General features: G+C 69.3%; 17 protein-coding genes. 7 read left to right on the top strand and 10 right to left on the bottom strand.

Going from position 1 to position 15081, the window contains the following annotated elements; genetic code table 11:
* Positions 1 to 69 precede the first annotated feature (69 nt).
* Together ACFOW8_RS26365 and ACFOW8_RS26370 are read left to right on the top strand one after the other, a co-directional pair.
* Positions 70 to 750, top strand: coding sequence for a response regulator transcription factor (locus ACFOW8_RS26365; RefSeq protein ID WP_378554224.1), 681 nt, complete (start codon positions 70 to 72; stop codon positions 748 to 750).
* A complete protein-coding gene (locus ACFOW8_RS26370; protein ID WP_378554225.1) occupies positions 743 to 1834 on the top strand; it encodes a sensor histidine kinase in 1092 nt (363 codons plus the stop codon). The genes ACFOW8_RS26365 and ACFOW8_RS26370 overlap by 8 nt, the downstream gene beginning before the upstream one ends.
* A gap of 4 nt (positions 1835 to 1838) precedes the next feature.
* Here the strand turns inward: ACFOW8_RS26370 and ACFOW8_RS26375 are convergent, their stop codons facing one another.
* The 4 genes from ACFOW8_RS26375 to ACFOW8_RS26390 form a co-directional block, all read right to left on the bottom strand.
* On the bottom strand, positions 1839 to 2258 hold the full coding sequence (locus ACFOW8_RS26375; protein WP_378554226.1) for a helix-turn-helix domain-containing protein: 420 nt from the start codon (positions 2256 to 2258) through the stop codon (positions 1839 to 1841).
* A gap of 144 nt (positions 2259 to 2402) precedes the next feature.
* On the bottom strand, positions 2403 to 3488 hold the full coding sequence (locus tag ACFOW8_RS26380) for a mechanosensitive ion channel family protein (RefSeq protein ID WP_378554228.1): 1086 nt from the start codon (positions 3486 to 3488) through the stop codon (positions 2403 to 2405).
* Between the two features lie 188 nt (positions 3489 to 3676).
* Positions 3677 to 4387, bottom strand: coding sequence for an AI-2E family transporter (locus ACFOW8_RS26385; RefSeq protein WP_378554229.1), 711 nt, complete (start codon positions 4385 to 4387; stop codon positions 3677 to 3679).
* Positions 4388 to 4453: 66 nt separating this feature from the next.
* A complete protein-coding gene (locus ACFOW8_RS26390; protein ID WP_378554230.1) occupies positions 4454 to 5335 on the bottom strand; it encodes an alpha/beta fold hydrolase in 882 nt (293 codons plus the stop codon).
* Positions 5336 to 5414: 79 nt separating this feature from the next.
* Here ACFOW8_RS26390 and ACFOW8_RS26395 point away from each other — a divergent pair, with 79 nt between their 5' ends.
* Together ACFOW8_RS26395 and ACFOW8_RS26400 are read left to right on the top strand one after the other, a co-directional pair.
* Entirely contained in the window at positions 5415 to 6044 is a 630-nt protein-coding gene (locus ACFOW8_RS26395) for a winged helix-turn-helix transcriptional regulator (RefSeq protein WP_378554678.1), read from the top strand.
* Positions 6045 to 6299: 255 nt separating this feature from the next.
* A complete protein-coding gene (locus tag ACFOW8_RS26400) occupies positions 6300 to 6575 on the top strand; it encodes a hypothetical protein (RefSeq protein ID WP_378554232.1) in 276 nt (91 codons plus the stop codon).
* A gap of 40 nt (positions 6576 to 6615) precedes the next feature.
* Here ACFOW8_RS26400 and ACFOW8_RS26405 read toward each other — a convergent pair whose 3' ends face one another.
* Positions 6616 to 6975 carry a hypothetical protein gene (locus tag ACFOW8_RS26405; RefSeq protein ID WP_378554233.1) on the bottom strand — a complete coding sequence of 120 codons (360 nt, stop codon included), beginning with the start codon at positions 6973 to 6975 and terminating at the stop codon, positions 6616 to 6618.
* 192 nt (positions 6976 to 7167) lie between these two features.
* Complete coding sequence (locus tag ACFOW8_RS26410; protein WP_378554234.1) at positions 7168 to 7596, bottom strand: hypothetical protein; 429 nt, start codon at positions 7594 to 7596, stop codon at positions 7168 to 7170.
* Positions 7597 to 7799: 203 nt separating this feature from the next.
* Between ACFOW8_RS26410 and ACFOW8_RS26415 the strand changes: the two genes are divergently transcribed.
* Positions 7800 to 8705, top strand: coding sequence for a sulfite exporter TauE/SafE family protein (locus ACFOW8_RS26415; protein WP_378554235.1), 906 nt, complete (start codon positions 7800 to 7802; stop codon positions 8703 to 8705).
* A 77-nt stretch (positions 8706 to 8782) separates the two neighbouring features.
* Here ACFOW8_RS26415 and gndA read toward each other — a convergent pair whose 3' ends face one another.
* The 4 genes from gndA to ACFOW8_RS26435 form a co-directional block, all read right to left on the bottom strand.
* Entirely contained in the window at positions 8783 to 10225 is a 1443-nt protein-coding gene (gndA, locus tag ACFOW8_RS26420; RefSeq protein WP_378554237.1) for an NADP-dependent phosphogluconate dehydrogenase, read from the bottom strand.
* A complete protein-coding gene (locus tag ACFOW8_RS26425; protein ID WP_378554679.1) occupies positions 10110 to 10418 on the bottom strand; it encodes a hypothetical protein in 309 nt (102 codons plus the stop codon). Before ACFOW8_RS26425 ends, gndA begins: the two co-directional genes overlap by 116 nt.
* Positions 10419 to 10494: 76 nt before the next feature.
* A complete protein-coding gene (locus ACFOW8_RS26430) occupies positions 10495 to 11688 on the bottom strand; it encodes an NADH:flavin oxidoreductase (protein ID WP_378554238.1) in 1194 nt (397 codons plus the stop codon).
* The gene (locus ACFOW8_RS26435; protein WP_378554240.1) at positions 11688 to 12272 is read right to left on the bottom strand and encodes a TetR/AcrR family transcriptional regulator; all 585 of its coding nucleotides are present in this window, start codon (positions 12270 to 12272) and stop codon (positions 11688 to 11690) included. Before ACFOW8_RS26435 ends, ACFOW8_RS26430 begins: the two co-directional genes overlap by 1 nt.
* A 254-nt stretch (positions 12273 to 12526) precedes the next feature.
* On the opposite strand from ACFOW8_RS26435, the gene ACFOW8_RS26440 reads away from it, so the two are divergent.
* Together ACFOW8_RS26440 and ACFOW8_RS26445 are read left to right on the top strand one after the other, a co-directional pair.
* On the top strand, positions 12527 to 13474 hold the full coding sequence (locus tag ACFOW8_RS26440; protein ID WP_378554242.1) for an esterase/lipase family protein: 948 nt from the start codon (positions 12527 to 12529) through the stop codon (positions 13472 to 13474).
* Positions 13475 to 13807: 333 nt separating this feature from the next.
* Positions 13808 to 14989, top strand: coding sequence for a PucR family transcriptional regulator (locus ACFOW8_RS26445; protein ID WP_378554243.1), 1182 nt, complete (start codon positions 13808 to 13810; stop codon positions 14987 to 14989).
* The last annotated feature ends 92 nt before the right edge of the window (positions 14990 to 15081 follow it).

Raw genomic sequence — 15081 nt, forward strand, 5'->3', positions numbered from 1 at the left:
GTGTTGCCGGGGCGTATCCGATTCTCGATACGCCGGCGATATGCCCGGCCGGGAAGAATCGGGTCCGTCATGCGTGTACTGATCGTGGAGGACGAACCCTACCTGGCCGAAGCCGTTCGCGCCGGCCTGCGCCTGGCGGCGATCGCCGCCGACATCGCCACCGGCGGCGACGCCGCGCTCGCGCTGCTCGCGGTCAACTCCTACGACATCGCCGTCCTCGACCGCGATATCCCCGGTCCGTCCGGGGACGAGGTCGCCGCGCACATCGTCGCCGCCGGTGGCGACACCGCCATCCTCATGCTCACCGCCGCAGACCGGCTCGACGACAAAGCGAGCGGGTTCGCCCTCGGCGCCGACGACTATCTCACCAAACCCTTCGACCTGCGTGAACTCGTGCTGCGGCTGCGCGCACTCGATCGGCGGCGCGCCACCACCAAACCGCCGGTGCACGAGCTGGCGGGCCTGCGGGTCGACGTGTTCCGCCGCGAGGTCTACCGCGACGGGCGCTACGTGGCGCTGACCCGCAAGCAGTTCGCCGTGCTCGAGGTCCTGGTGGCGGCGGGTGGTGGCGTCGTCAGCGCCGAGGAACTGCTGGAACGGGCGTGGGACGAGAACGCCGACCCGTTCACCAACGCGGTCCGCATCACCGTCTCCGCGCTGCGCAAACGGCTCGGTGCACCGTGGATCATCGCGACCGTGCCCGGCGTCGGCTACCGGATCGACACGCCGGCCCGCGGCGCCCATGACTAGGCGCCCCGGCCTGAGCGTCCGGCTCAAGCTCACCCTCAGCTATGCCGCGGTCATCATGGCCGTCGGTATGGCGCTGATCGCGGCTGTCTTCGTGTTCTACGTGGTACTGCTCCCCCGCATCGGTGTGATCCACCCCAGTGACGGCCTCGAGATCGATCGCACCCGGCTGGTGCAGGCCTTCGTACCGTTCCTCGCGGTCGTCCTGGCCTGCCTGCTGGCGGTCGGGTTGGTCGGTGGCTGGTTCCTCGCGGGCTGGATGCTCACCCCGCTGCGCCGGATCACCGCCGCGACGCGCGCGGCGGCCACCGGCTCGCTCACGCACCGGATCCGGCTGCCCGGCCGCCAGGACGAATTCCGGGAACTGGCCGACGCCTTCGACGACATGCTCGCGCGGATCCAGGCGCACGTGGCGGGCCATCAGCGCTTCGCCGCCAACGCCTCGCACGAACTACGCACCCCGCTGGCGATCACGCGCACGCTGCTCGACGTCGCTCGCGACGACCCCGACCACGACTCGGCCGCCCTGCTCGACCGGCTGCGTACCGTCAACGCCCGCGCGATCGACCTGACCGAGGCGCTGCTCGTCCTCAGCCGCGCCGACCAGCGCTCGTTCGCCGTCGAACCGGTCGACCTGTCCTTGCTCGCCGAGGAAGCCACCGAAACGCTGCTCCCCCTCGCCGAACAGCACAGCGTGGGTATCGAGACCGAGGGCCGGTCCGTGCGCGCCCTCGGCTCGCCCGCACTGCTGCTGCAACTGACGACGAACCTCGTGCACAACGCCATCGTGCACAACCTGCCCGACCGGGGCAGCGTCCGGATCACCTGCGGCGCCGAGGCGACAGCGGCGGTGCTCAGTGTCGAGAACACCGGTGTCCCCCTGACCGCAGGGCAGGTGGAGACCCTGATCGAGCCGTTCCAGCGCGGCTCGGCCCGCGTGCACCGCGATCAGGCGGGCGCCGGACTCGGTCTGGCGATCGCCGACAGCATCGTCCGGGCCCACGACGGCTCGCTCACCCTCACCCCGCGGCCCACCGGCGGGCTCCGCGTCACGGTGCGGCTGCCCGCCGTTGCGGGTCGCCGGTGACCGGTCAGGTCAGGCTGTCGCGGGGAATGACGGGCAGTCCTTCGCACGCGCGCAACCGCTCGGCCATGATCGTCAGCAGATCCATCGAGTCCCGCGACAGACCGTCGGCCCGCACGAGGAGCGTCCGGGGCTGGCGGAAGTGCAGTCGTTCGATGATCAGCTGATCCGCGGCGACGCCATCGACCTCCACGTCGACGAAGAAGTAGTCGGGTTCGACATGGAAGTACGCGGCGAGTGCCGCGACCGTCCGCGGCGACGGATTCGCCCGGTGCCCTGACCGCAGCTGCGACAGATACGGGCTGGAAATGCTGTGCCCCGCGGCACGCAGGGTCCGGGCAACGTGCCGGTTGGTGTGCGGATGCGCGCCGCCTTCTGGCGCGGCCTCGAACAGCTCGTTGAGGCGAGAAGCGAAGTGGGTCACCATGATCCCCCGGTCTCCTATATGACTGAGACCAGATTCCGGCATCACAGCGAGCCACACAACAGTCGTGGCTAACTTGTGGCTTACCTCACGATTTCGGGCCGCCCACCCCCGTAGAAGACACTACGACCGGATGCCCCGGATCGCTCACCGGGCGGCGACCTCGCCGTTCACCGCGGCACGGTCACCGCCCACGGCACGCCATTCGGTGATCGCCGTGGGGACCTTGGGCAGTGCGTACGGATGCTGCCTGGCCAGCCAGGTGAGCAGCTCCTCCCGGACCGCGCAGCGCAGATCCCAGACGTCGTCGGCGTTGGCGGCCGACATCGTCGCGCGGACCACGAGAGTGGTGGGGGTGCTGTCGGTGACGACCAGGTTGCCGTTGCGTCCGTCCCATTCCGGGCGCTGTCGCAGGTAGGCGAGCAGGTGCTCGCGCAGCTCCTGCACCGGCGTGCTGTGGTCCAGATGCAGCAGCACCGTGCCGGTGACCTGCGATCCACCGCGCGACCAGTTCTCGTAGGGCTTGCTGTTGAAATAGGAGACCGGCATCGTCAGCCTGCGATCGTCCCAGATCCGCACGGTCAGGAAGGTCAGAGTGATCTCCTCGACCGTGCCCCATTCACCCTCCACCACCACGGTGTCGCCGATCTTCACCGAGTCACCGAACGCGATCTGCAGGCCCGCGATGAGATTGCTCAGGGTCGACTGCGCGGCGATGCCGGCGATGATGCCGATCACGCCCGCCGACGCCAGCAGGGAGGTGCCGAGGGTGCGCAGGCTCGGGAACAGGACCATGATCGCCACCGCCGCCGTCGTCACCACCAGGACCGACGTGACGATCCGGCGGACCAGGCCCAGCTGGGTGCGCAGCTGCCGCACCCGCGCCACTTCCCTGGTCCGCTGCGCGTACCGGTGCAGCAGGTTCTCGGCGACCGCGTCGACCGCCCGGATCACCAGCCAGACCGCGGCGATGACGGCCGCCGAGGCGAGAACGTTGCGCACTGCCGCGTCCTGGCGCAGCTCGAGCCGTGCCAGCGGGTAGGTCGCGTGCAAGGCCACCGCGCCGAGCAGCACCTGTAGCGGCAGCTGTACCCGCCGCAGCAACAGTGGCAGCCTGCTGCCGGGACTCCGCCTGCCCAGATACCGCAGCAGCCGGTCCACCAGCAGTCCCACCGACACGGTGACCGCGACGGTGGCCAGCACGACGATGACCGGCCGCAGAAGATCCTCCACGAGATCGAACTCCTCTCGTTGTCGTTCCGGTTCCCGCGACGGCCGTCGGCACGGGAATCTCCCCCTCGGGTACCCCACGTGCGGCACCGCGGACATGACAGTCCTGTGATGAAGCCCGTCGGCGGTCGGATCGTCGCGGCGCGCGTGAGCACCGTCCGCGGATCCGAACTCGCTTGCCGGGCAACCGGTTACGCGCGCCCCAGTGCCCCCTCCGAGATCGGGGCGAAGATCATGGCGAAGTAACGGAGGAGGTCGTCGGTGGCGGATGTCGGTGCCACGCACCCGAGGTAGCCGTCCGGCCTGACGACGAACGCCGCCCTGTGCTGCCGGGCGGGCGGCAGCAGCGAGCAGACCGTCCGCCGCACGCGCTGGCCACCCGCGGTGAGGTAGATGCTGAACAGCGCGATGGTCAGTAGCTGGACCAGCCCGCCGAGCACGGTCGTCGACACGCCCCACGCCTTGTCGGCGGCGGTGCGCGCGTAGCCCTCGATCAGATCGGATTCCCGCAGCAGGCGCTGACTCAGCTCGTGCGTCGTGAACTGCTGACCGAAGGTGCGGTTGAGCCAGGCGATCCCGTCGTCGAGCAGTCGAGGTGACTCGTGGGCCAGGTTCGTCGTCGTCTCGACCAGCAGTGTCACCACGGCGGCGAGGAACGCCGGCACGCAGGCGAAGGTGCCGAGGAACACCAGCGCGGTGGCGAGCCCGCGCGCCATACCCCGCCGGGCCAGCGCGCCGACCGCCGGTTCCATGGCCAGGGCGATGAAGAACGCGACGAGGAGCACGATCAGCAGACCGAGCAGCCGGTGGAAGGCCCTCGGCGAGCAGGAACAGCCCGAGCACCATCGCCCTCGGCAGCCACTCGGGCATCCTGGCCCGCGCGCACGGCTGGCCGGCATCATCCGGGGAGTCGGTGTCCACGATTCCCAGTGTCGCCCCGACCGGCCCGCACCAGCGCATCGACGCGGCTACGTCACCATCCACGCCCGGACGGCGGCGACGAATTCCTCGGGTGCGTCCGATTCCACGTAGGTGCCCGCTCCCGCGACGATCACGGTCGTGTGGTCGGGGAAGGTCGCTTCCAGCCGCTTCCGTTCCGTGGCGCGGAAGGCGATGTCGGCGTCACCCCAGATGATGAGCGTCGGCAGCTGCGCCAGCCCCGGCAGACCTGCCTCGAGTTCGGCGAAGAACCTGCGGCTGCCGAGCACCCGGCCGGGCAGGACGGCACTGGCCTGGCGCCGCTCGGGGGTATCGAGAGCGCGGCGATAGTGGGTCATCTCGGCGGCGGTCGGCTTACGCCTGCGGTGCCCGGTGGGCAGGAACGCGTTGACGAGCAGGTTGACGTGCCGGACCAGGAAGCGGGCCGGGAGTCCGCCGATGATCCGGGAGAACGCCTCGAAGTGCAGGTCCCCGTTCACCGGCCACGCCCAGGTGTTGGCGAGCACCAGCCGATCGAAGGTGCCGGGGCGCCGCTGCGCGACGGCGAGGCCGATCGTGCCGCCCCAGTCCTGCCCGACCAGCGTGGCACCGGAGAGCCCGAGGGCCGCCACGAACGCCGTGACCACCTCGGCGTGTTCCTCGGGCAGGAAGCGATATCCGGGCTTCGCTGTCGACAACCCGAATCCGGGGAGGTCGAGGGCGATGCACCGGAAGTCGGCGCGCAGCGCGCCGATCACCTCACGCCACAGGAACGACCAGGTCGGATTGCCGTGCAGCAGGAGCAGGGTGGGGCCGGACCCCTCGTCGACGTAATGCACGGTGTGCCCGTCGATCTCGACGAACCGGCTCTCGAAGGGGAACAGCTCGTCGTCGACCCAGCCGGGTCGCGCGTTCTCGGTGATCTCGGCCATGCGTGGGCCCTCTCGACTCGATACTGCGGTATGCTTGAGATTCTCATGTTCACTTTAATTTATCAAGCAGTAGGTGGCGATGCGTAGCTATGGCCAGTTCTGCGGGCTCGCCCGATCGCTCGAGGTCGTCGGCGATCGCTGGAACCTGCTCATCGTCCGCCAGCTGCTCCTCGGCCCGGCTCGGTACCGCGACCTCATCGACGGCCTGCCCGGGATCGCGACCAATCTGCTCGCCGACCGGCTCCGCGATCTGGAGTCCGCCGGCGTGCTCGAACGGCGCCTCGCGCCACAGGGCAGCGTTGTCGAGTACGCCCTCACCGCGTGGGGTGCCGAGCTCCGCGAGCCGATCGAGGGCCTGATCCGCTGGTCCACCCCACTGATGGTGCGCGGCCCCGGCGCCGACGCCTTCCGCCCCGAGTGGCTCGCACTCGCCGTCCCCGCCCTGCTCGCGCCCCGCGTGGCGCACCGCCCCACCGCGACGGTCGGCCTGGAGTTCGGCGGCCCGGTGTACCAGCTCCGCGCCACCCCCGCCGGCGTCGAGGTCGCCCCGCACGACGGCCGGGCCCTCGACGCCACCGTCCGTGCCACCGAGGCCGCCTACCTCATCGGCCTCGCGGCAGGCGCCATCACCCTCACCGACGCCCGCGCCCTCGGCGCGGTCGAGATCGACGGCGACGAAGCCGTCGTCCGTGCCGTCTTCGCCGCATGAGCCCAGAGCCCACCCACTCGGCGCATGGGTGGACGGGCCGTCGACCCCACCGATGAGCGGAAATCGCCATGCGATGTGGTCCGAGGTGTCGATGTGGCGACGTTCCGTGCCGCATCGCCCAGCACAGCCGCGTGCGGGACGGGCTCGTGGCACCATGGATGGACAGACCGCGCACCGGTCAGCAGTATCCACGGAGTTGCCGCAGTTCACACGAGTTATCGGCGTGACGATCGCACACGGGAAGGATGCGAGACGATGCGCGACCGACGGAACCGGCGTTCTCGCGAGATCCGCGAAGTGGTTCATGCCAGGCCACCGCATCAGACCGCGAAACGGGTGTTCTCCGCGCTACTGCTGATCTGGCTCGGCGCCGGTCTCGTCGCGGCGCATCAGCGGAGTTATTTCACGAATCCGCCGGTCGACTGCGGAGCATGGGGCACGATCGCGCTGACGGTCGCCGCGGGCCCGCTCAACTATCTTGGTGCCAATCCGAAGGTCACCGACTGCCGGCTGCCGGAGCCGAGCCAGTGACCACAGGGTCCGCCGCCGCGATCGGCCACTTCGGTGTGCCCTACGTCCGCTCGCCGGGACCGATCCTGCGCGGCGTCATCTTCGGTCGCACCGCCCTGGCCGGAACGTCGCCCTTCGCGCGGTTACGGCGCGACTCGTCGAGGTCGATGACGTTTCCCTCGTGCCCGGCCGCACGACCGGTCGGCGGTGGGGCGTCGGCGGGCCACGACTCCGTTGCGGCCTGCAACTCGGCCCGCGTCACCGGGCGGGTGGGTGCCGGGTCGTAGACCGGGTCCGGCGACCAGGGCTTGCGCTCGGCGTCGCCCGCGTCCTCGCGGCCGCGCCTTGGCCGCCGCGGCAGGCGCACGACATTGGACGCCGCACCGTCGGGCGTACCGGAACCACCCTCGGAGGCGTTCATCTTCTTTCCCACTTTCGACGCAGCCGCTCCATCGCCGCGGATCGGTATCGCCGGACGGGCACCGACCAGTCCCCGGGCTCTCGATCCACCCCCATATTCTGCCTCGAGACCCCGGTTACCCGCCGTCGGCCCAGCCCGAGGGCCTCGCGTCGGCTGTCCACCGACCTCGGCACCTCGACCTCGGCGGATCGGTCATCGGACCCTTTGCGGGTCGAACCGCGGGTAGGTGACGAGCGGGTCGACCACGACGATCGCGCAGATACCGCGCAGCAGGTCCGGCACGACAGCACCGAGGTGGGCCGCCGATGGGCTCAACACCGCATCCACCCCGAGCTCCGCCGCGATCGCGGCCAGGCGGCCGATCGGGTCGAAGACGGTGGGGCCGAACGCGATGGTCTTACGCAGGTCGTAGCCCTGTTCCTCGGCCGCGAAACGCATCCGTTCCTCGTCCCAGACCTGGCCGACACCGCTGATATCGGTCCGCAGATAGCCGAGCGCGGTCTCGACCCGTCGCTCGCCACTGCGGCGCGTGTTCCCGCACGGGGTCTGCACACCCGACACCACGATGCCGCGCCCATGCGCGAGCGTGGCACGGGTGCGGCGGCTGTCGCTGCTCTTCATCAGGTGTCCTACTGTCACATCGTGGCGACCCGTTCGACGCCGTGGTCACCATCTCAGCACCGCTAATCCGAGGCAAATAGAGGAAAAAGGCCCTTCTAATCCGAGGAGCTCCGAGCGGACCAGGGAGCCGGCGACTCCCCGTCCTGGAATCGCGGTGATCCGAACCCTCTGCCCGCGCACAGCCGCCGCCTACATTCCCGGACATGCGAACCGTTATCCTCCTGGCTCTCGCCGGGCTCGCCGCCCAGCTCGTCGACGGCAGCCTCGGCATGGCCTACGGCGTCACCTCGACGACCCTGCTGCTCGCCATCGGCACGAACCCCGCTGCCGCGTCGGCGACCGTGCACCTCGCCGAGATCGGCACCACCCTCGCCTCGGGCGCCGCGCACTGGAAGTTCGGCAATGTGGACTGGCGCGTGGTCGCCAAGATCGGCGTCCCCGGAGCGGTCGGCGCGTTTCTCGGCGCCACCGTCCTGTCGAGTCTGTCCACCGACCTCGCCAAGCCCGTCATGGCACTGGCACTGCTCGGCCTCGGGATCTACCTGCTCGGCCGGTTCACCCTGCTCGACCTCCCCCGCCACCACCTCGGCAGGCCGCTCGGGAAGCGATTCCTGACACCCCTCGGCCTGGTGGCCGGATTCCTCGACGCCACCGGCGGCGGCGGTTGGGGTCCGGTCGGCACCCCGGCCGTTCTCGCCAGCGGCCGGATGGAACCGCGCAAGGTGATCGGCTCCATCGACACCAGCGAATTCCTGGTGGCCGTCGCCGCGAGCATCGGCTTCCTCGTCGGCCTCGGCACCGCCGGAATCAACGCCACCTGGGCGCTCGCGCTGCTCGTCGGCGGCCTGATCGCCGCCCCGATCGCCGCCTGGGTGGTCCGCCACGTGCCGCCCCGAGTCCTCGGCTCCGCCGTAGGCGGCCTCATCGTTCTCACCAACACCCGCACCCTGCTCCGCGGCGAGTGGATCGACGCGGGAACCACGACCCGCTGGGCCACGTACCTTGCCATCACCGTGGTCTGGGTCGCGGCCGTCGCCTACTCGCTCAGCCGGATCCGTCGGCCATCCGCCGCCGCACCGACCGAACCCGCCACCTCCATCGCCGGCTGATCACCTCGATTCCGCGACGGTGGCGGGGCAGCCCCTGCCGCAACCGATGCCCCGTCACCGGCTCGTAGGACTCGCGGTCAGGCCTGGATCTCGCTGCGGTCGCCGCTCCACAAGGTGTGGAACTTGCCCTCGGCGTCGACCCGCTCATAGGTGTGCGCGCCGAAGAAGTCGCGCTGCCCCTGGGTGAGCGCGGCAGGCAGGCGTTCGGCGCGCAGCGCGTCGTAATAGGACAGCGAGGAGGCGAAGGCCGGGACCGGGATGCCGAGCAACGTGGCCGTCGACACCACGCGCCGCCAGGAATCGATCGCGGTCTCGATGGCCTCGCGGAAGTACGGGGCGAGCAGGAGCGAGGGCAGGTCCGGGTTCGCCTCGTAGGCTTCCTTGATCCGGTTGAGGAAGCGGGCACGGATGATGCAGCCGCCACGCCAGATGGTGGCCATGTCACCGGGATCGATATCCCAGCCGTACTCGGCGGATCCGGCCGCGATCTGGTCGAAGCCCTGGGCATAGGCCACGATCTTGGAGGCGTAGAGGGCCTGGCGGATGTCCTCGGTGAACTGCGCGATGTCGGTCGGCTTGCCGGCCAGCGTGCCCGATGCCAGCCCGACCGCGGCCGCGCGCTGGGCCCGCGACCCCGACAGTGCGCGCGCGAACACGGCCTCGGCGATGCCGGTGACCGGAACTCCCAGATCGAGCGCGGACTTGACCGTCCACCGGCCGGTGCCCTTCTGCTCGGCCGCATCGACGATCACGTCCACCAGGGGCTTGCCGGTCTTGGCGTCGACCTGGTTCAGCACCTCGGCGGTGATCTCGACCAGGTAGCTCTCCAGATCACCGGCGTTCCACCCGGTGAACACCTCGGCGATTTGCCGGGCGTCCAGGCCCAACGCGTCACGGAACAGGTGATACGCCTCGCCGATGAGCTGCATGTCGGCGTATTCGATCCCGTTGTGCACCATCTTCACGAAATGCCCTGAGCCGTCGGGGCCGATGTGGGTGCAGCACGGGGTGCCGTCGACCTGCGCGGCGATCGACTCCAGCATCGGTCCCAGCGACTCGTAGGACTCCTTCGGCCCGCCGGGCATGATGGCCGGACCGTTGAGCGCACCCTCCTCGCCGCCGGAGATGCCCGCTCCCACGAAGTTCAGCCCGCGCGCGGCCATCGCGGCCTCGCGCCGAATGGTGTCGGTGTAGAGCGCGTTGCCGCCGTCGATGATGATGTCGCCGGGCTCCATGGCGTCGGCGAGCTCCTCGATCACCGTGTCGGTCGCCGCGCCCGCCTTCACCATGATCAGCACCCGGCGCGGGCGTTCGAGCGCGGCGACGAACTCGGCGATGGTCTCGGTGCGCACGAAATCGCCCTCGTCGCCGTGCGCCGCGAGCAGCGCGTCGGTCTTGGCGGCACTACGGTTGTGCAGCGCGACGGTGTAACCGTTGCGCGCGAAGTTGCGGGCAATATTGCTGCCCATGACCGCGAGGCCGGTCACGCCGATCTGGGCGGACGCCGTGGGTGATGCCATCGTCGAAGATCCCTTCGGTAGGTCTGGATGTCGGGCGCGCCTGCCGCCGAGCCTGTCGGTAGCGGGCGATGAGCGCATCGGTGGAGCTGTCGAATCCTGCCGGTTGATCAGAGCACATGGCGTCGTGGATGCTCGTGCCGAGCCGCTTTCCGAGCTCCACGACCCACTGGTCGAACGAGTTCGCACCCCAGATCCAGCCCTCGAAGGGCCTTGTGCTCGTACACCGCGATCAACTGGCAACGTGTACGGACTCGGCACCCTCGCCCCGCCTAGATGCGTTCCAATCCCTCGCCGTCCGGCTCGGCGATGCGGAACGGGCAGCGGGTCCCGGTGTAGATGGTCGGCATGCACTCGTTGCAGTGCACGCACGCGGATCGGGTGCTCGCATCGGATTGGATGCGCCGCAAGAGATTCGGTTCTCGGAGCAGAGCCCGGCCCATGGCGACGAACTCGAATCCCTCGGCCATCGCCCGCCGCATGGTGTCCATATTGGTGATGCCGCCCAACAGGATCAGCGGCATGGACAGTTCGCGGCGGAATTGACGCGCCCGCTCCAACAGGAACGCTTCCCGGTAGGGGTAGTCCTTGAGGAAGGAACGCCCGACGAGCTTGAACCCCCAGCGAGCCGGAATCGGCAGGACTTTCGCGAACGAGTCGCGGGGCGCGTCGCCGTGGAACAACAGCATGGGATTGAGCAGCGAACTGCCAGCCGTGAGTTCCAGGGCGTCGAGCGCACCGTCGGACTCCAGCCAACGCGCCACCTGCAAGGATTCCGGCACGGTCAAACCTCCGCGCACGCCGTCTTCCATGCTCAGTTTCGCCGTGATCGCGAGTCGATCACCCACCGCCGCACGCACGGCCTCGGCGATCTCCCTGGCGAAGCGGGCGCGGTTCTCCGCGGAACCGCCGTAGCGATCGGTGCGCCGGTTCAGCATCGGGCTCAGGAACGAGCTGGCGAGATAGTTGTGGCCGAAGTGGATCTCGATCGCGTCGAATCCGGCCTGCTCGGCCAGCAGCGCCGCGTTCGCGTGCGCGGCGACGAGTTCGCGAATCACACTCTCGGAGGGGACCTTCATCGGACGCATGGCCAGCGGACTGAACATCCGGCTCGGCGCCAACGCGGGCGCTCGGTTGGAGGACGCGTTCGCCACCGGGCCCGCATGCCCGATCTGCGCGCTCGCCGCGGCTCCCTCGGCATGCACGGCGTCGGTGAGCCTGCGCAGTCCCGGCACCGCCTCGGGGCGCATCCAGATCTCTTCCCGATGCGTTCGCCCGCCGGGTGCGACCGCGCAATAGGCCACTGTCGTCATCCCGACGCCACCGGCGGCCACCTCACGATGGAAGTCGATCAACGCATCGGTGGCCAGGGCCTGCGGCGTCCTGCCTTCGAAGGTCGCCGCTTTGATCACCCTGTTGCGCAGCGTGATCGGGCCGAGCCGAGCCGGCGCGAATACCTCTGTCATCATTCCTCGTTTCCCGACGGGGCACTCAACCCAGCGACCACGAAGTCGCGCAGCGTTGCCACCTCTCGTTCCGACATTTCCCGCCCGCGCGGCTCGGTTCCGCCGAAACGCATGATGATCAGCTGGAACGCCAACGTCCAGCGACGACGGCTCTCGGCCTCGGCGAGCTCTGGCAGCAACCCGACCCAGGACTCCAGCCGGAACCAGGGACGATGCCAGCTGACCTGGTGTCCGCCCAGCACGAACTGCGCCAGCAACCGCAGGTGCAGCCTGCCGAGCGGATCGGCGGACAGTTCGACGAACGGCTCGAGCACCGCGTCCACCACCTCGACCACTGTCGCGGATACGGCGGCAACCACGGACAACCGGTCGGCCCACAACGGCCCGAGCCGGTCCTCGATGAGCGCCGCGACCAGCGCGTCCTTCGACCCGAAGTGGTAGTGGACCGCGGCCGGGTTCGTCCCCGCCTCGACGCAGATCCCACGAACCGAGACCTCCTCGAAGCGCTCGGTCGACAACAGGCGCTCCGCGGCGGAGAGCAGCCGTTCCCTGGTATCCGACGACGCGGACGTCTTCTCAGCCATGCCGCCGAGTCTGACACAGTTCAAACATCGATTCAATCACTGATTGAACAGCTCGACTGGGTCAGCACCTGGGCCGGGACGCTCGCACACGTGATGACCGATCTCACCGACGCGGCGTCTTTGTGTCCGGTCACGACATCCACGAGGGCAGCCTGGGAACGATGGCCGTCGACGGGCGTGGTCGCGAGCCGGTACTCTATGACCGGGCGGTCGGTCATAGAGTACGGTCGCCGGACTACGCCGAGGAGGCACTGATGGCAAGCTGGTCGGCTCTGGTCGTGACGACCGCAGTGGCGCTGGCCGTTTCACCCCTGGGATCACCACCGGCGACTGCCGAGGGCGAGGTGTCCTACAGCTACCTCGACGGGGTAGCCGCACAGTTCCGCGCGCCCGACGCATCGCCGCCGGGAGCCAACGACTGGACGTGCCGACTCGACCACGCTCATCCAGAGCCGGTGGTCCTGCTGCACGGGCTGAGCAATCAGACAGTCACCTGGAACACCCTCGCGCCGGTGCTGGCCGCCGAGGGGCACTGCGTGTTCAGCACCACCTACGGCACCGGCGCCCTCGGTTCGCTCGGTGCCCTGGGACCGATCTCGGACAGCGCGGTCCAGATCGGGGCGTTCATCGACCGTGTGCTGTCGGCGACCGGAGCGGCGAAAGTCGATCTGGTCGGCCACTCGATGGGGGGTGCGATCCCGTTCCACTACATCAACCATCTCGGCGGAGGGCCCCGGATCGACGACTACGTCGCGATGGCAGCCCCGTTTCACGGGACGACGCTCAGCGGCATCCAATCCATGTTCGACACCGTGGCGACCACCGTGCCGGAACTCGACGACGCGATCACCCGGCAGTGTGGTCCGTGCCAGTTCTCCTACGGTTCGCCGTATCTCACGGACCTGCGACCCGACCCCGCGGTGGCGCCCGGCATCGATTTCACCACCATCGTCACCCGCTACGACGAGATCGCCACACCGTACGAGACCGGCCTACTCGCCGGTGCGAACGTCGACAACGTGGTGGTGCAGGACCTGTGCGCACAGGACTACACCGAGCACTACGAGCTCACCGCCGACCCGGTCGCGGTGTCGGTGGTCCTGGCCGCGCTATCCGGCGACGGGCACCCGTCGCCGGGGTGCTTTCCCGTCCTGCCGTTCATCGGCCCGCTGCCTGTGGGTTCGGCAACGCCCCCGGCCTAGACGCTGGAGCGGAGGGCAACCCCGCCGGGCTACGGCCGACTCGTCGGGCCCGTTCGCCGCGGACGGTGAGAGGTACCTGGCTCGCCAACGGCGTCGCGGTTCCCGCCCGTCACCCACCTCAGCAACGGAGCGCTGTGCCGTTTCACGGGTGGCGATCACCTCGGATGCTTCCCGGCCGATCGGCCGAGTTGGCGTATCCGCCGAAAACGCCGTCGCATGTTCGGCGCGCAGCCCAAGGTTCCGGCCTCCTGTGGCCGGTGCGGTGTCCGGCGCCTGCCGATACGACAGAATCAGGGGATGCTTGTCCAGGATTCAGTGTGTGCTGCACCCGCGTTGACTGCACGCCTGCTGAGTCGCTGGCCGCAGATCAGTGAGCGCATGCTGGCCGACGGCTTGGTCGTCACCGCGCCGGCAGATCTGCCCGCCGACCATTTCACCGCCGAGGTTCTGCCCACCATCTACGCGTGCGGGCGGGCAGTCCTGCAAGCGATCGCCGCCGATCGCGTATTCACCCACGCCGAGGTGGCGGCATTCGTGCGCCCGGTCGCCGAGCGACACGCCGAAGACCGGCTGCCGCTGCCGATGCTGATCAACGCGATCCATGGGTCGTCGCAAGCGGTCCTGGCGGAACTGGCAGCGGTGACCGGCCCGCGGGAACAAGCTGAGTTCGGCCGGGTCTTCGGCCGACTGCTGGAGATCTTGCAGCACATCAACGCTACTGTCGTCGCCACCTACACCGAGGTCGAGGAGGCCATCTACAACGACCGTCGCCGAGCGCACCGCGAACTGTACTCGGCACTGGCACGCGGGCTCCCCGCCGAGGAACTGGCCACCGATGCCGGCACGGCCCTGACCGACCACTACACCGTGCTGACGATCCGGCTCGACGATCCGAGTACCGCGAGCACCGCGGCCACCCTGGTGACCAGGCGCCGGATCCGGGTCCTCCAGCACGCCCTGGACGACCTCACCGGCACGATGACACCGGCGAGCTTCGACGGCACGCAGGGTATCGCGCTACTGAGCGACGATGTGGAGATCGGTGACGCACTCGACGACCTGGCAGTCCGCCTGAGCAAGCAGTTCGGAACGACCGTGCACCTGGCCGAGTTCACCAAGATCGCCCGCGAGCGGATTCCCGCGGCGATCGAGAACGCGAACGAGCTGACCGAGCTCGCCCACCTGCGCGGATTGGCCAGCGGCTGTTACCGCCTCGACGACCTGCTACTGGACTACCAACTCACCCGTCCCGGCCCAGCACGGGAACGACTGGCGCGGCAGATGATTCCGCTGCTCGACAATCCACATCTGGTCGCGGCACTCGAAGCGCACCTGCGACACGGCAGCAACCGGAAGCCGGCCGCACGCGAGATCCATGTCCACCCCAACACCTACACCTACCGGCTGCGCCGCATCCGCGAAATCACCGGCCTCGACCCCGCCGACCCCGCCGAATCGCGTGTGCTCGCCGCCGCCTTCGCGATCCACACGCTCAGAAGTCCGGGCATCTCCTAATCGCCCCTGGAGCGAGCCGGCGGTCGTCCGGGAGGCTGCGAAGCTGCTCGGCGCACGATGCCCTCCTGCGCCACGTCGGTCGATGACGCGCC

This window comes from Nocardia rhizosphaerae (assembly GCF_042650365.1).
In the GTDB taxonomy this organism is placed as follows: Bacteria; Actinomycetota; Actinomycetes; order Mycobacteriales; family Mycobacteriaceae; genus Nocardia; species Nocardia rhizosphaerae.

Bases quoted from the DNA above. Each gene is read 5' to 3' on its own strand.
- ACFOW8_RS26365 (WP_378554224.1), top strand. From the start codon at position 70: ATGCGTGTACTGATCGTGGAGGACGAACCCTACCTGGCCGAAGCCGTT.
- ACFOW8_RS26370 (WP_378554225.1), top strand. From the start codon at position 743: ATGACTAGGCGCCCCGGCCTGAGCGTCCGGCTCAAGCTCACCCTCAGC.
- ACFOW8_RS26375 (WP_378554226.1), bottom strand. From the start codon at position 2,258: ATGGTGACCCACTTCGCTTCTCGCCTCAACGAGCTGTTCGAGGCCGCG.
- ACFOW8_RS26385 (WP_378554229.1), bottom strand. From the start codon at position 4,387: ATGATGCCGGCCAGCCGTGCGCGCGGGCCAGGATGCCCGAGTGGCTGC.
- ACFOW8_RS26390 (WP_378554230.1), bottom strand. From the start codon at position 5,335: ATGGCCGAGATCACCGAGAACGCGCGACCCGGCTGGGTCGACGACGAG.
- ACFOW8_RS26395 (WP_378554678.1), top strand. From the start codon at position 5,415: ATGCGTAGCTATGGCCAGTTCTGCGGGCTCGCCCGATCGCTCGAGGTC.
- ACFOW8_RS26400 (WP_378554232.1), top strand. From the start codon at position 6,300: ATGCGCGACCGACGGAACCGGCGTTCTCGCGAGATCCGCGAAGTGGTT.
- ACFOW8_RS26405 (WP_378554233.1), bottom strand. From the start codon at position 6,975: ATGAACGCCTCCGAGGGTGGTTCCGGTACGCCCGACGGTGCGGCGTCC.
- ACFOW8_RS26410 (WP_378554234.1), bottom strand. From the start codon at position 7,596: ATGAAGAGCAGCGACAGCCGCCGCACCCGTGCCACGCTCGCGCATGGG.
- ACFOW8_RS26415 (WP_378554235.1), top strand. From the start codon at position 7,800: ATGCGAACCGTTATCCTCCTGGCTCTCGCCGGGCTCGCCGCCCAGCTC.
- gndA (WP_378554237.1), bottom strand. From the start codon at position 10,225: ATGGCATCACCCACGGCGTCCGCCCAGATCGGCGTGACCGGCCTCGCG.
- ACFOW8_RS26430 (WP_378554238.1), bottom strand. From the start codon at position 11,688: ATGACAGAGGTATTCGCGCCGGCTCGGCTCGGCCCGATCACGCTGCGC.
- ACFOW8_RS26435 (WP_378554240.1), bottom strand. From the start codon at position 12,272: ATGGCTGAGAAGACGTCCGCGTCGTCGGATACCAGGGAACGGCTGCTC.
- ACFOW8_RS26440 (WP_378554242.1), top strand. From the start codon at position 12,527: ATGGCAAGCTGGTCGGCTCTGGTCGTGACGACCGCAGTGGCGCTGGCC.